We start from the raw sequence: 13,125 nt of genomic DNA on the forward strand, positions 1-13,125 counted from the left end.
CCGCAAGCCTGGGCATCGATCTGAGCCACGACTATGCCGGCTTGTACAAGTGGCTGCTGGCGAGCTTTCTCGTTGGTAAACGGATTCGTTAGTCGGTGGCACTTGCGGCGTATCACGCGCTGGTCGTGGGCAATGGCTAACCATTTGGACCTTAGCGTCAAAGTGGATGCAGTTCGGCTGAGTCAATAGTTGCTCAGCTTCGACGGTATAGTTCCCAAGGCGTTGGAAATATTTATGCGGGAGTTGCACTGCATGCAACGGTGAATCAGTTAGATATCCGGCGTTATGCAAAACTCTTCGTTTTGTATAAGTTTTTTTGCCGTTTATCAGAACGTTACCCTGTTTGCACTGATGTAGTTGATTCGACAACCTGAAGCGCTATGTTGGGTAACGATAGGATTAAAGTCGCAGGAGGATGCCATGCGAATTCGCGGTGATGTGTTCTGGAGTTGGGCCGACCCCGCGCTGCACCATCGAGGTCATGACGAGAAGCTCGAGAGTGGTGTCATGATCGACGTTCAGGTGCGCTTGGCACGCACTGGCCAGACGCAGTTGTTCATCGGGATCTATGCCGCGAGCGGAATGTCGCTGCACGAGGAGGCTTACGATTCTCGTCCTGGAGAATCAATGACGCACGCATTGGCCTGGGGGGTAGGGCGAGCAAGGCATTTGATCAAGGAGCAGCGGCTCGGCAAACGTGTCGCCTAGCTGCGTAGGGCGGCGCGGCAGTGGGCCCTGACGAAGATTGCCATTTTTGGTAGCGTCTGCGCCCTATGAAGAATCCCAATCAGACACGCGTCAGCACACAGAGAATCACCAGCATGGTCGAGCAAGGCCAGGCGGATGGCTCGATCAGCGCGGCTTCGCCGCCAACGGTCCTGGCTGAAGGTATTTATCAGCTTTGGCTAGGTGTCGTTGCTGGTCAAGGTTACCCATTCGGAACAGCCTTTTGATGTAGCAATGACAAACAGCCAACGCCTCTTGAACTGACTTTTTCAGCGCCTTCAACCCGTCTCATACTGAATAACCGTGAGCAAATCTAACTTCGTCGCTGAATATAGCGCCATCGTTGCAGTGCTGAAAAAATACAACGAAGGCGGCAAGCAAGCGGACAGCCGTATCATGCAGCCGGCCTCAAGCGATCAGGCCACTATTTTTGGGCTTGATGGCAACAACAAGTTGGTCGGGGGCGCCATTCAGGAGTTGTTCGACACCATCGACAAACCATCTTTCCGACCTTCGCCCGAAGCCCAAGGTGTGATTGTCAATGTTGATATTGTGGGTACTGCCGCCAGCGCGCGGATCGATACCAATGATATTTCCGGTTTCTGCTTCACCGATTTTTTCAATCTGCTGAAAGTCGAAGGTGAATGGAAAGTGATCAGCAAGATTTACCACACCCACGTAGCGCCCTGAATCTACGCTCTACACCAAGAGCAGGACTGTGATCCAATGGTCTGCCAGCTTCGATAATCGCGGGCTGGACTCGCAAGGCCAGCAGGTCGAGGCTATCCGCGAATTGATCGTAGCTGGCCATGACAGCCTGCTGGCACATTTCGAGAGCCAGCCTTCGGCTTGAATCAATGCTCCGGGCGCGCAGTCGATGCGCTCGGACAGCTGGAGCATGTACCCATGAATGAACACATTGCAGCAGTCGCGCTGGAAAAAGCCTACAGGCTGCTCAACCACGGCCCGACGGTCCTGGTCTCTGCTCGCCATGCTGGCGTGGACAACGTGATGGCTGCGGCCTGGGCGTGTGCGCTGGACTTCTCGCCGCCCAAGTTGACGGTGGTGCTGGATAAAATCGCCAAGACTCGTGAGCTGGTCGAGCAGAGTGGCCAGTTCGTGATCCAGATTCCGACCGTAGCGCAGGCTGAGCTTACCTTCCAGGTCGGCCACCGTAGCTTGCTCGAGCAACCGGACAAACTGGCGCGCAGCGCGGTCGAGCTGTTTGCTGTGCCCGGCCACGATCTGCCATTGGTTGCGGGGTGTTCAGCCTGGCTTGCCTGCCGCCTGATCCCCGAGCCGCACAACCAGGATCGCTACGATCTGTTCATTGCCGAGGTCGTAGGGGCCTGGGCCGATACGCGGGTGTTTCGTGACGGGCACTGGCACTTCGAGACTGCTGATCCCAACTTGCGCAGCCTGCACTATGTCGCTGGCGGCCACTTCTATGCGATCGGTGAGGCCGTCGACGTCGAATCCAAGGCTGAATAAGGCCAGTCGATAAACGATTGTCACAGCACAAAAATGCGTTCGGTGGCGGTCCCCTTGAGCGTCTCTCCCTCCCAGCGAGCAATCACCAGAGGAGCAATCGCATTGCCAAGCACGTTGAGCGTGTTGGTACCGCTTTCGACGATGCGGAAAATCCTCTGCACTTTGCGCCCCGAGAAGTCTGTGAGCTGACATGGCCAAAGGCGTCTGAGCGGGTTATCCCTAAAAAGCCGTCTTCAACGTCAACGACAGGCTGCGCGGGTCACCATAGATGGCACCGGCATAGAACCCGTAGCGGGTGTAGTAATGCTTGTCGAACAGGTTGTTGGCATTGAGCGTCAGCGAGACATCGTCATTGATGTCGTATTTGGCCATCGCACTCCAGATCGCATAACCCGACCAGTTGACGTCCGTGGCAGCGCGGCTTACGCCGTTGCTGGGCTGGCCAGCGGGGGTGGAGTTGGCGCGGATGTTGGTCTGCGCGGTAACGCCGGTTCCGACGGTCAAACGATCGAGTGGGCCAGACAGGCGATAGGTGGTCGAGGCCTTGAACAGGTGCGACGGGTCGCTGCGACCGTCCGCATCGAGCCTGCGCAAATGCAGGTAGGTGTAGCCGGCATAAAGGTTCCAGTCCGGAGTAAGGGCACCCGAAACTTCCAGATCGATACCGTCGGTTTCCACCCCTGAACCGGCCTTGTAGGCCTGGGCGCCGGTTGGCGTCAGATTGTCGCTGTCGGTGACGGCCTTGTTTTCCTGACGGGTCAGGAAGTACGCCGCCTGGGCGTTGAGCAGGCCTCCCAGCCATTCGCCCTTGATGCCGCTTTCATAGCTTTGGCCACGAATTGGCTCAATCTTGCTGCCGCTGACGCTTTCTTCGCTCTGCGGGGTGAAAATATCGGTGTAGCTGGCGTACAGCGAGTAATTGTCGTTGAGGTCATAGACTGCTCCCAGGTACGGAGTGACGATGCCGTTTTCTTCCTGGTTGCTGCGCACGCCTGCGGTACTGCGGGTAGTGCTGCTGTAATTGCTGACGCGGGCGCCGACGATCACCGACAGCGGGTCGGTAATGCTCAGGCGTGTCGCCGCGTACATGCCCTGCAGGCGGGTGGTGGTCTTGCTGTGCAGGCCGGTCTTGTAGGCATTGATGGCGTAATCGTCGTCCACGCCATCATGCCAGTTGCTGATCGGGAAGCCGTTGTTGGCGCGGAACTGGCAGCCGAGGGTGTTGGCGCTGGTGCGGTCGGCGCTGACCATGTTGCAGGTGTACTGCGGCGACCAGGCAACCGTGCGGCTGTCGCTGTAGCCGAGCATGGCTTGATGGCTGCGACCAAGCATTTCGAACGGGCCGCTGACATCGATCTGCGCCGATTGCTGGGTCGTGTCGGTCGAGCTGTGCAGGCCGTTGAGCACCGCGCCGCTGCCGTCCTGGTTCCAGTAGCCGCCATATACGCCGCGGCCGACCGAGTTGACCTTGGCCAGGCCGCGGTGGTTGAGCGCGTCAGTGGTGCTCTGCGCCGCCTTCAGGTTCAGGCTCCAGTCGTTGTCGAAGTGATGCTCCAGCGAGCCGAAGGTGGTGCGCGTTTCGTACTCGCCAAAGCTCCAGCTGGGCACCAGGTTACTGCTGCGCGGCAGCTTGGTCTTGCTGCCGTCGCCGTACCAGATCGGAATGTTCGCGCCCCAGCCACCGCCAACAATCTTGCTGTATTCGTACTGGTAACCAGCGCCCAGGGTGGTGGCATCACTCAAGTCGAACTCGAAGCTGGCCAGTGCCGCGCGCGAACGCTCGGACTGATTGTCGCGGAACGAGTTGGCATCCTGCTGGGTCATCACCAGCCGCGAGCGCAGCCTGCCGTCTTCCGTCAGCGGCAGGTTCAGGTCGGCGCCCAAGCGGCGTTTGTCCCAGCTGCCGTAAGTGATGTAGGCACTACCGCCAAATGCCTTGCCTGGACGCTTGCGAATCAGGTTGACGGTGGCCGATGGGTCACCGGTGCCGCCCATCAGGCCGTTGGCGCCCCGGACGATATCGATGCGTTCATACATGTCCATGTTCAGCGCCGTGCCTGCGCCGCTGAAGTCCGAGCCGCCGGGGAACTGCAAGCCGTCTGCCTTCCAGTTGGTGATCGGGTAACCACGCGCGCGGTACTCGGTACGGCCGCCAACTTCCATTTTGCTCATGCTGACGCCGGGCGTGGTATCCAGCGCCTGCTCGATGTTGGTGATCTGTCGATCCGCCATTTGCGCCTGGGTGATCGTCGTGACTGACTGCGGCGTCTCGCGGGGTTTGAGCTTCAGCCCGGTGGAGCTGGTGGTGCTGTTGACGGTATAGCCCAACTGTTCGGTGCTGTTCTCAACCGGCATCTGGCCATCGACGTTGACTGCATCCAGTTCGACGACCCTCTCGGCGTTGGCGTGCAGGCTGAGGCTGCCCAGGGCCAGGCCGATTGCCAGGGGCAATGGCGAGCGGCGGCAGTACAGACGTGGGTGTTTGCTTGCGATCGCAAGCGGTGTATGCGCGGAATGAATGGTCATGATGCCCTGCTGTGCAATTGGTAATTCATCGTATTCGCAGATGATTTTTGCTAGCATTTTATGCATCGCTTCTGCGCGCTCTATCAGCGGCTTGTATGGGTATGTAATGGAATGTAATGAAGGTTTTATCGACCGTGCGGAGGTCGCCCGGCTTGCGTCGGCGAGAACGTTTCTGGTGGTCGATGACGATGACGAGATCCGCGAACTGCTCTGCGATTACTTGAGCGAAAGCGGCGATCGGGTACTGGCCGCCGCCAGTGGCAGCGAGATGTGGCAGCAGTTGGCACGGGAACCGGTGGACCTGGTGGTGCTCGACGTGATGCTGCCTGGCGAAGATGGCTTGAGCCTGTGCCGGCAACTCCAGGCCAAACCTGGCTTGAGCGTGATCATGCTGTCGGCCAAGGGCACGGCGTTCGACCGCATCATTGGCCTTGAGGTAGGCGCCGACGATTACCTGGCCAAGCCGTTCGAACCGCGCGAATTGCTCGCCCGGATCAAGGCCGTGCTGCGCCGTTCAGCGCGCGCCGACGCTGCAGCCGAGCAACGGCCGGATCTGCCACAGCGCTTTGCCGGCTATCGCCTTGATCCTGTCAAACGTCTGCTCACGGCCGCCGATGGTACGGCCTGCACATTGCCGCGCTCGGACTTCCGGGTCCTGCGCGAACTGCTGGCTGCGCCCGACCAGGTGCTGACCCGCGAGCATCTGACGCGCAGTGCGATGGGCCGCGATTACACCGCAGACGATCGCTCCATCGACATGTGCATCAGCCGTCTTCGCCAACTGCTCAAGGCTGCGCCCCAAGGCGAAGTGCAGATACTGACTGTACGTAACGAGGGCTACCTTTTGAGCCTCGGCGCTGCAGATGCGCGACACTGAACACCCGCGCACCCGCCTGCGCAGATCACTCCGGCGGCTTTGGCCGAAATCGCTGTTTGGCCAGCTGACGCTGATCATGGTCAGCGGCACGGTGGCGATTCAGCTGCTGTCGAGCAGCATCTGGTTTGACGTGCGCTTTGCCCAAGTGCTCGAGGCGCCGGTGCGGCTGATCGCCAGCCGCACTGCGCCGCTGCTGGACACGGCCGGCTGTGACCCCGTGGTGACCATTCAGGCACCGGCGCATTATCAGGCCAGCTGCGTGCAGTCCCCCAGCACAGCTGAGCGGCAGAAGGGCCTGCGCCGAACCGGTCTGTTGCTCGAGCAGGCCCTGGCGTACGAGCTTGGCCGTGAGCAGAGGGTGCGGGTGCTGAGTGTCGAGCTCACCGACCCGCAAGGGCAGCCGGTCACCTGGCCGAGCCTGTTCGGTTTGCAGACGGCCATGGCCCATGTGCGCTTTGCCGTGGCCTTGGCCGACGGCCACTGGCTGCAGGTCAGCGGCCAAGAGCTGCAGGGCTGGAGTGGTGAGTCGGCCTGGGCGCTGATAGCCGATTACGTAATCAGGGTGTACGTCCTGCGCATCCTTGCAGTGCTCGCCGTGTGCTGGCTGGCGGTGCGGTTGTGCCTGCAACCGCTGCGCAGGATGAGCGACGCTGCGCGGGCGCTGGGCGAGAGCCTGGAGCAACCGCCGCTGCGGGTAGAAGGGCCTTCAGAGGTGCGCCAGGCGGCGCATACGTTCAATGCCATGCAGCAGCGGATTATCGCCATGGTCAATGACCAGAGCTTTTTCCTGGCCGCGGTATCCCACGATTTACGCACGCCCTTGACCCGCATGCGCCTGCGCGTAGAGCGCATGGGCGACAGCCCGGACAGCCAGCGCCTGAAGCTCAATATCCAGCAGATGGACCAGATGATCGCCCAGGTGCTGGACTACCTGGAAAGTGCCAAGCAGCACACCTGCCAGATCATCGATGTCGACCGGCTGGTGCGCAGCGCCTGCGTCGAGCTGTGCAGTGCTGAAGAGCGCCTGCCCATCAGCGGCCATGCTGGCGCGGTCTATGCCAATGAGGTGCTGTTGCTGCGCTGCATCCAGAACGTACTGGTCAATGCCCTGCGTTATGCGCAGCAGGTCGAGGTGCGACTGGAACGGACCGAGCAGGGCGTGCTGATCCAGGTCGACGACCGCGGCCCGGGCATTGCCGACAGCCAGCTGCAGGTCATCACTCAGCCCTTCGTGCGCGGTGATCACTCGCGTAATTGCCAGTCCGGCGGTTACGGGCTGGGGCTGAGCATCGCCAAGCGCATCGCAGAAAATCATCAGGGCAGCCTGCTCTTGAGCAACCGCCAGGGCGGCGGGCTTTGCGTGCGTATTTTCATCGCCCAACGCAAGGCCGACACCGCGCCCATCAAAGGTTGCGCACGGTAGTCAGGGCGGGTGACCACACGCCATGCCCGCAGCGCGCGCATGAGCGCTGTTCGGCGCTGTCGTGGAATACGCTCAGGCCGCAGCTTACACAGCAGTACAGCCCAGGGCCGGGTGGTACCTTGTACTCCGGGCGATGCTCATCAGGCAGAACCGACAGGCCGGGCCGGGTTTCTTCGGCGGTGTAGAAGTACAGACTGACATTGCCGTCCGTTTCCAGAAGTCCAAGCCTGACCTGGCCCAGATGTTCGACGCCTTGCTGGCGCAACTCCATGAACAATTCTTTGGACGAGATATTCAAGTTGCGCAGTGAGTGGATTTCATAGATGCCGTCTTTCACTACGGTAATGGGTACACCATCGATCCAGGCTTCACAGGTTTTACTACGCGTCATGATGTAGATGGTTACCCGATAGAGCAGTAGCAGTGTCACAAATACCAGCGCAACAGGCAGTAGTGGTACATCTTCATAAAAAGTGACATCACCCGCAGCGGAACCCAAGGTCAGAATCACCACCAACTCAAAACGCGAGAGTTGCTTGATCCCACGTCGGCCACTGAACTTGAGGAACAAGAACACCGCTAGAAACGCGGCCAGTACACGGCAGGCGACTTCCAGCAGAAACGCCCAGGGCAGGTCGCCCAGCAGCATGCGTTGCAACTCGAACGACTCCATCCATGACCTCGATTTCGATTGGCTTCGCTAGGATTGACCGCGACTGGCATGGCGCAGTTCATCAAACGCCAAGGCTGCCCTTATGAAACGAATTGGGCCTATTATTTGTACAATATATTTATTATGTACAAGAAAGCGCCGCGCACGCTGGAGAATGTAAATGAAACTGTAAATTAGTGAATTTTCAGAATTGCCAGGCAGTCCTAAATACTTAGGGGAGGACTGCTCAATGTTGGGTCAAAAGTTATACATCGTTGAATACACGCTTCGCGGCGCCGAGCGCAACTTCGTTATCCGACTGGAGCGGATGGACAATGCCTTGGCGTGGCACTGGGCGGGCTGTGATGCCGGGATTGCGCTCATCCCGCGCTTCGGTCAGCACAATATAAAACATGTCAGCCGGCCCATGGCTGAACGCTACGGGTTGGAGAACGTGCGCTGGCGGCTCGCAGGGGCAGGCCCGGCAGCTGCTCTCGAACAGCCGTCAGCGAGCAGCGCGGTCGAGGAATCCCAGTGAAATTCACGTCCGAAGGTGCCGTGCTGACCGGCAAGTCGATACTGGTGATCGAGGATGAGCCCCTGTTGCAGGAGTTGATGTGCGCAATCCTCAGCGAACTGGGTGCGCAATGTTCGGCGTTCGCCAACGCCGAGGATGGCCTGATGGCATTGCTCAAGCGTCAGGATCAATACTCGCTGGTGATTGTCGACCACTCCTTGCCGGGAGATATCAAAGGGCTGGAATTGGCGGCGATGGTGCGCCAGCGCTGGCCCGCAACGCCTGTTCTGGTTACCTCCGGGCATGCCCTTCGGAGTAGCGATCTGGGCGCTGACCAGCGTTTTCTGATGAAACCGTGGTCAGTCCAACAGTTGAGCGCAGCGGTGTTCGCCGCGCTCGACGGCGATTAGCCACGCCTCAGCCGGCGGTAGCTTGATGTTGGCGCGTTGCGCACGCGTCTTCGCGGTGTCAACAGTGCCACTGACCAATGGCATTACGACTCGGCATTCTCGCGACGGGCGCGCTGGATGCGGCTGACCACGATCTGCACGACTACTGCAACCAGGCACAGCAGGCCGATGCGCCAGCTGCCCTCGACGGCGTAGTGCTCGGCTACCTTGCCGGCAAGGATGACGCTGAGAAAGATGGCGACAGGCAGGATCAATTTGTTCATTGCAAAAACCACAGATGATTCAACGAGCCGCCATCCTACAGCTATGCGCACCATGCTCCTACTGCTGATCAGGCAAAACGGAACGACGCGCCATGGGCCGAAGCCGGCAGGTAGCTGGAGCCGTCATTGCGCAGGCGTGAACGCAAGGTGCCGCTTTGTGGCTGGGTGCGGTACAGGCCACGTTTCTGCAAGGCCGGGATCACCAGTTCGACAAAGTCTTCCAGGCTGCCTGGGCTGATCAGCGGGTTGATCATGTAGCCGCTGGTGCCGGAGATTGCTGCGTGCTCCTCGATGCGCTGCGCTACCTGCTCAGGCGTGCCGACCAGGATCAGGTCGGTGCCTCGGGTGACGCTGGCAAAGCGCTGTTTGACATCGCCAGCGGTCAGCGGCTTGCCGCTGCCGTCAGGGCGCATCATGTACGAGGTCAGGCCTTCGGTGTGGGTCGCCAGGGGTTCGTTGTCGGCATAGCGGCTGATGTCGATGCCCGTGTCGCCGGCATAGCTCACCAGTTGCGCTTGCAGGTGGTAGTTGCTCTGCAGTTGCTCGTATTTGCGCTGCGCCTCGATTTCAGTCTTGGCGGTGACGATCCGCAGCACCGTCAGCGACTTTACATCGTCGGCCTGGCGACCACGGGCCTGCGCTTGAGCCCATATTTCATCCAGACCCTGACGGATTTCCAGCGGGTTGGACTTGGCGATGAAGATCAGCTCGGCGTGCTTGGCGGCAAACTCGCGCCCGCGCCCGGACCAGCCGGCCTGGATCAGCAGCGGGGTTCGTTGCGGCGACGGTGAGCTGAGGTGCGGGCCGGCGACGCGGTAGTGTTCGCCAACATGGTTGATCGGCCGCACGCGTTCACCCTGGGCATAGAGTTGGCGGGACTTGTCGGCGACCACCGCGTCCTGCGCCCAGCTGCCTTCCCACAGCTTGTAGACCACATCGAGGAATTCTTCGGCACGCTCGTAGCGGTCATTGTGCTTGATCATCTGTTCCAGGCCGAAGTTGCGCGCGGCACTGTTCAGGTAAGAGGTGACGATGTTCCAGCCAACCCGGCCATTGCTCAGGTGATCCAGCGTGCTGAAGCGCCGGGCATGGGTGAAGGGATGTTCGTAGCTGGTGCTGACGGTGACCCCGAAGGCGAGGTTTTCAGTCACTGCAGCCAACGCCGGGATGATCATCAGCGGATCATTGGCAGGCGCTTCGACGGCCCACTTGAGGGCCGCGTCGGCTGTGCCGCCATAGCCATCGTAGAAGCCCAGCACATCGGCAAAGAACAGCATGTCGAGGTTGGCCTGATCGGCGATTCGCGCCAGGTTCGACCAGTAGCTCAGCGAGTTGATGCCCAGGCGTTCGTCGGCCGGGTGGGTCCACAGGCTCGGCGCACCGCCACAGCCGACACTGACTTGTTCATACAGGGCAAACAGCAAAGGTTTGGGATCAGCTCCCGGGTGCGGCGAAGTGCTCAAGTTGCGGCTCCAGTCCAACAGAATTCGTTAGATTGAAGCGCACTAAAAAATCTAAATAAACGACTTATTGGGAATATAAGACTCTGTTGCGGCTATATGACCGCATCTTTGAGGGTGCGCTCGATACCGCCCAGCAGCAGGCTCTGCATCAAGCGCAGGCCCTCATCCTCGGGCAACCCGCGGCCCTGTAGCCAGCCAGGCAGTTGATTGAGCAGGGTACCGAGCGCTTGCCCGGTGGCCGCCAGCGCCGGACCACTGAGGCGTGTCTGTGGTGCCACCAACTTCAGCAAGCCCGCCTGATAACGCAGGCGAACCAGCGCCAGCCGCGCCTGCTGTTCATCGCTCAGGCAACACAGATCGCGTTCGGCCAGGCGAAACTGCAAGCCGCGCTCGGCGTGCAGTTGCCAGTGCGCTGCGATCACCGCAGGCAGCGCCGGCTTGCCTCGGGCCAAGGCCTTGCGGCCCTGGTCGAGGGTCGCCTGCAGCTCCTCGTACAGCTCTTCGATCAGGTCATAGAGCAAATCCTGCTTGCTCGGAAAATGGTGATACAACGAGCCTGCAGTCAGGCCAACATGCGCCGCCAGCTCACGCATGCTGACCTGGCCAAAGCCCTTGGCGGCGAACAGTGCCATGGCCTTGTCGCGACGCTTGTCAAAATTGCTGCAGCGCAGAGCGGCATTGGCCGACATGGCAGGCGCTCCTCAGTAGGTGAAGAAGCCGCGACCGCTTTTGCGGCCAAGGTAACCGGCCGCGACCATTTCCCGCAGCAGCGGAGCAGGGCGGTACTTGCTGTCGTTGAAGCCGTCGACGAATGCCTCCATGATCGCCAGCACGGTGTCCAGGCCGATCAGGTCGGCCAACGCCAGCGGGCCGATAGGCTGGTTGCAGCCCAGACGCATGCCGGTGTCGATGTCCTCAGCGCTGGCCAGGCCTTCCTGGCGCACGAAGATCGCTTCATTGATCATCGGCAGCAGGATCCGGTTGACCACAAAGCCCGGACGGTTGCCAGCTGTGATCGGCGTCTTGCCGAGCTTTTCGGTCACCACCAGAGCCTGGGCGTAGGTGCTGTCGTCTGTCTGCAAACCACGGATGATTTCCACCAGCGCCATCATTGGCACCGGGTTGAAGAAGTGCACGCCGATAAAACGCCCGGGGTGCTCGATGCTGGCGGCCAGCTGGGTTACCGACAGCGATGAGGTGTTGGTCGCGATCAGGCAAGCGCTACTGACGTTGGCCGCGGCCTGTTGCAGGATGCGCTGCTTCAACTCGAGGTTTTCGGTCGCAGCCTCAATCAACAACTGCACCTCGCGCAGGTCTGCATAATCGGTGCTGGTACGAATCCGGCCACTTGCCGCAGCAGCCTTTTCGGCCTCCAGCGTGCCCTTGCTGACCTGGCGTTCAAGGTTCTTGCTCAAGGTCGCCATACCGCGCTCCAGCGCAGCATCGCTGACGTCGATCAGCAGCACTTGATAGCCCGCCACTGCGCACACCTGGGCAATGCCGTTACCCATGGTCCCGGCGCCAATCACTGCAATCCGTTCAATGCTCACAAAGCCGCTCCTTATACGCGTTCAAAGACGACAGCGATGCCTTGACCGCCGCCGATGCACATGGTCGCCAGGGCATAACGGCCTTGCACCCGCTGCAGTTCATGGATGGCTTTGGTAGCAATGATTGCACCGGTGGCGCCGACCGGGTGACCGAGCGAGATGCCCGAGCCGTTCGGGTTGACCTTCTCTGGGTCGAAATCCAGCGCGCGAGCCACTGCGCAGGCTTGCGCGGCAAACGCCTCGTTGGACTCGATCACATCCAGGTCATTGACCGTCAGGCCGGCCTTTTGCAGCGCTTTTTGCGTAGCCGGAATCGGTCCCAGGCCCATCAGCGCCGGCTCGACGCCGGCATGTGCGTAGGCTACCAACCGCGCCAGCGGCTTGAGGCCCAGCCGGCGTACCGCTTCACCGGTGGCCAGCACCAGGCCGGCGGCGCCGTCGTTGATGCCGCTGGCATTGCCTGCGGTGACCGTACCGTCCTTCTTGAACACAGTCTTCATCGCAGCCAACTGCTCGGCGCTTACATCGCCGCGCACATGCTCGTCGACGGCGAACTGCACTGGGCCTTTGCGGGTTTTCAGTTCCAGCGGCACGATCTGGCTGTCAAAACGGCCTTCGGCAATCGCCCGGGCGGCGCGTTGCTGGCTGGTCAGCGCCAGCTCGTCCTGCATCTGCCGGGTGATGCCGTGCTTGGCCGCGACGTTCTCGGCGGTGATGCCCATGTGGAAATGCTCGAACGGGTCCTGCAGCACACCGACCAGATAATCGATGCCTTGCAGATCCCCCATGCGTGCGCCCCAGCGCGCCTGTGGCAGCAGGTACGGCGCGCGGCTCATCGACTCGGCGCCGGCCGCCAGGGCGATATCGGTGTCGCCCAGCAGCAAGCTTTGCGCGGCCGAGACGATCGCTTGCAGGCCCGAACCGCACAGGCGGTTGACGTTGAAGGCCGGGGTTTCCTTGGGAATGCCGGCATTCATCGCCGCCACTCGGCCCAGATAGGCATCGCGGGCTTCGGTGGGGATGACGTTGCCCATCACCACATGACCAATCTGCTCGGCAGCCACGCCGGAGCGCTCGATGGCAGCACGGGCCAGCGCCGTGGCGAGGTCGGCCAGCGGCAGGTCCTTGAGGGCACCGCCAAAGCCTCCGATGGCGGAACGGACGGCACTGACTACGTAGATTTCTGTACTGCTCATGGCGGGCTCCAGTTGCGAAGGCGTAGCGGGA

General features: G+C 60.7%; 16 protein-coding genes. 8 read left to right on the top strand and 8 right to left on the bottom strand.

Features of this window, described 5'->3' with window-relative positions; genetic code table 11:
- Positions 1–420: 420 nt before the first annotated feature.
- From K3F44_RS05455 to K3F44_RS05465, 4 genes are all read left to right on the top strand, one after another.
- Complete coding sequence (locus K3F44_RS05455; RefSeq protein ID WP_101318908.1) at positions 421–708, top strand: hypothetical protein; 288 nt, start codon at positions 421–423, stop codon at positions 706–708.
- Between the two features lie 321 nt (positions 709–1,029).
- Positions 1,030–1,416: a nuclear transport factor 2 family protein gene (locus K3F44_RS05460; protein WP_220633501.1), complete on the top strand. Its 387-nt coding sequence runs from the start codon at positions 1,030–1,032 to the stop codon at positions 1,414–1,416.
- Between the two features lie 28 nt (positions 1,417–1,444).
- Entirely contained in the window at positions 1,445–1,579 is a 135-nt protein-coding gene (locus K3F44_RS24750) for a hypothetical protein (protein ID WP_256585731.1), read from the top strand.
- A 53-nt stretch (positions 1,580–1,632) separates the two neighbouring features.
- Complete coding sequence (locus K3F44_RS05465; RefSeq protein WP_101318910.1) at positions 1,633–2,217, top strand: flavin reductase family protein; 585 nt, start codon at positions 1,633–1,635, stop codon at positions 2,215–2,217.
- A gap of 20 nt (positions 2,218–2,237) precedes the next feature.
- On the opposite strand, the gene K3F44_RS05470 is transcribed toward K3F44_RS05465, so the two are convergent.
- Entirely contained in the window at positions 2,238–2,378 is a 141-nt protein-coding gene (locus K3F44_RS05470) for a hypothetical protein (protein WP_220634221.1), read from the bottom strand.
- A gap of 58 nt (positions 2,379–2,436) precedes the next feature.
- Positions 2,437–4,743: a TonB-dependent siderophore receptor gene (locus tag K3F44_RS05475; protein WP_220633502.1), complete on the bottom strand. Its 2,307-nt coding sequence runs from the start codon at positions 4,741–4,743 to the stop codon at positions 2,437–2,439.
- 106 nt (positions 4,744–4,849) lie between these two features.
- Here K3F44_RS05475 and K3F44_RS05480 point away from each other — a divergent pair, with 106 nt between their 5' ends.
- Positions 4,850–5,620 carry a response regulator gene (locus K3F44_RS05480; protein ID WP_101318913.1) on the top strand — a complete coding sequence of 257 codons (771 nt, stop codon included), beginning with the start codon at positions 4,850–4,852 and terminating at the stop codon, positions 5,618–5,620.
- On the top strand, positions 5,607–7,043 hold the full coding sequence (locus K3F44_RS05485) for an ATP-binding protein (RefSeq protein ID WP_220633503.1): 1,437 nt from the start codon (positions 5,607–5,609) through the stop codon (positions 7,041–7,043). The genes K3F44_RS05480 and K3F44_RS05485 overlap by 14 nt, the downstream gene beginning before the upstream one ends.
- On the opposite strand, the gene K3F44_RS05490 is transcribed toward K3F44_RS05485, so the two are convergent.
- A complete protein-coding gene (locus K3F44_RS05490; RefSeq protein ID WP_220633504.1) occupies positions 7,024–7,716 on the bottom strand; it encodes a DUF421 domain-containing protein in 693 nt (230 codons plus the stop codon). The two genes, K3F44_RS05485 and K3F44_RS05490, sit on opposite strands and share 20 nt — an antisense overlap.
- 229 nt (positions 7,717–7,945) lie before the next feature.
- On the opposite strand from K3F44_RS05490, the gene K3F44_RS05495 reads away from it, so the two are divergent.
- Entirely contained in the window at positions 7,946–8,233 is a 288-nt protein-coding gene (locus tag K3F44_RS05495; protein WP_220633505.1) for a DUF6555 family protein, read from the top strand.
- Entirely contained in the window at positions 8,230–8,622 is a 393-nt protein-coding gene (locus K3F44_RS05500) for a response regulator (RefSeq protein WP_220633506.1), read from the top strand. The genes K3F44_RS05495 and K3F44_RS05500 overlap by 4 nt, the downstream gene beginning before the upstream one ends.
- 83 nt (positions 8,623–8,705) lie before the next feature.
- Here the strand turns inward: K3F44_RS05500 and K3F44_RS05505 are convergent, their stop codons facing one another.
- From K3F44_RS05505 to K3F44_RS05525, 5 genes are all read right to left on the bottom strand, one after another.
- Complete coding sequence (locus tag K3F44_RS05505; protein WP_181107198.1) at positions 8,706–8,885, bottom strand: hypothetical protein; 180 nt, start codon at positions 8,883–8,885, stop codon at positions 8,706–8,708.
- 68 nt (positions 8,886–8,953) lie between these two features.
- Positions 8,954–10,348 (bottom strand): LLM class flavin-dependent oxidoreductase, encoded by a 1,395-nt coding sequence (locus K3F44_RS05510; protein WP_220633507.1) that lies wholly within the window; start codon positions 10,346–10,348, stop codon positions 8,954–8,956.
- 92 nt (positions 10,349–10,440) lie between these two features.
- A complete protein-coding gene (locus K3F44_RS05515; protein ID WP_220633508.1) occupies positions 10,441–11,037 on the bottom strand; it encodes a TetR/AcrR family transcriptional regulator in 597 nt (198 codons plus the stop codon).
- 12 nt (positions 11,038–11,049) lie between these two features.
- Positions 11,050–11,898 (bottom strand): 3-hydroxybutyryl-CoA dehydrogenase, encoded by an 849-nt coding sequence (locus K3F44_RS05520; RefSeq protein ID WP_101318930.1) that lies wholly within the window; start codon positions 11,896–11,898, stop codon positions 11,050–11,052.
- An 11-nt stretch (positions 11,899–11,909) separates the two neighbouring features.
- On the bottom strand, positions 11,910–13,094 hold the full coding sequence (locus tag K3F44_RS05525) for an acetyl-CoA C-acyltransferase family protein (RefSeq protein ID WP_181107195.1): 1,185 nt from the start codon (positions 13,092–13,094) through the stop codon (positions 11,910–11,912).
- Positions 13,095–13,125: the final 31 nt, after the last annotated feature.

Source organism: Pseudomonas sp. S07E 245, assembly GCF_019599025.1.
In the GTDB taxonomy this organism is placed as follows: Bacteria; Pseudomonadota; Gammaproteobacteria; order Pseudomonadales; family Pseudomonadaceae; genus Aquipseudomonas; species Aquipseudomonas shirazensis.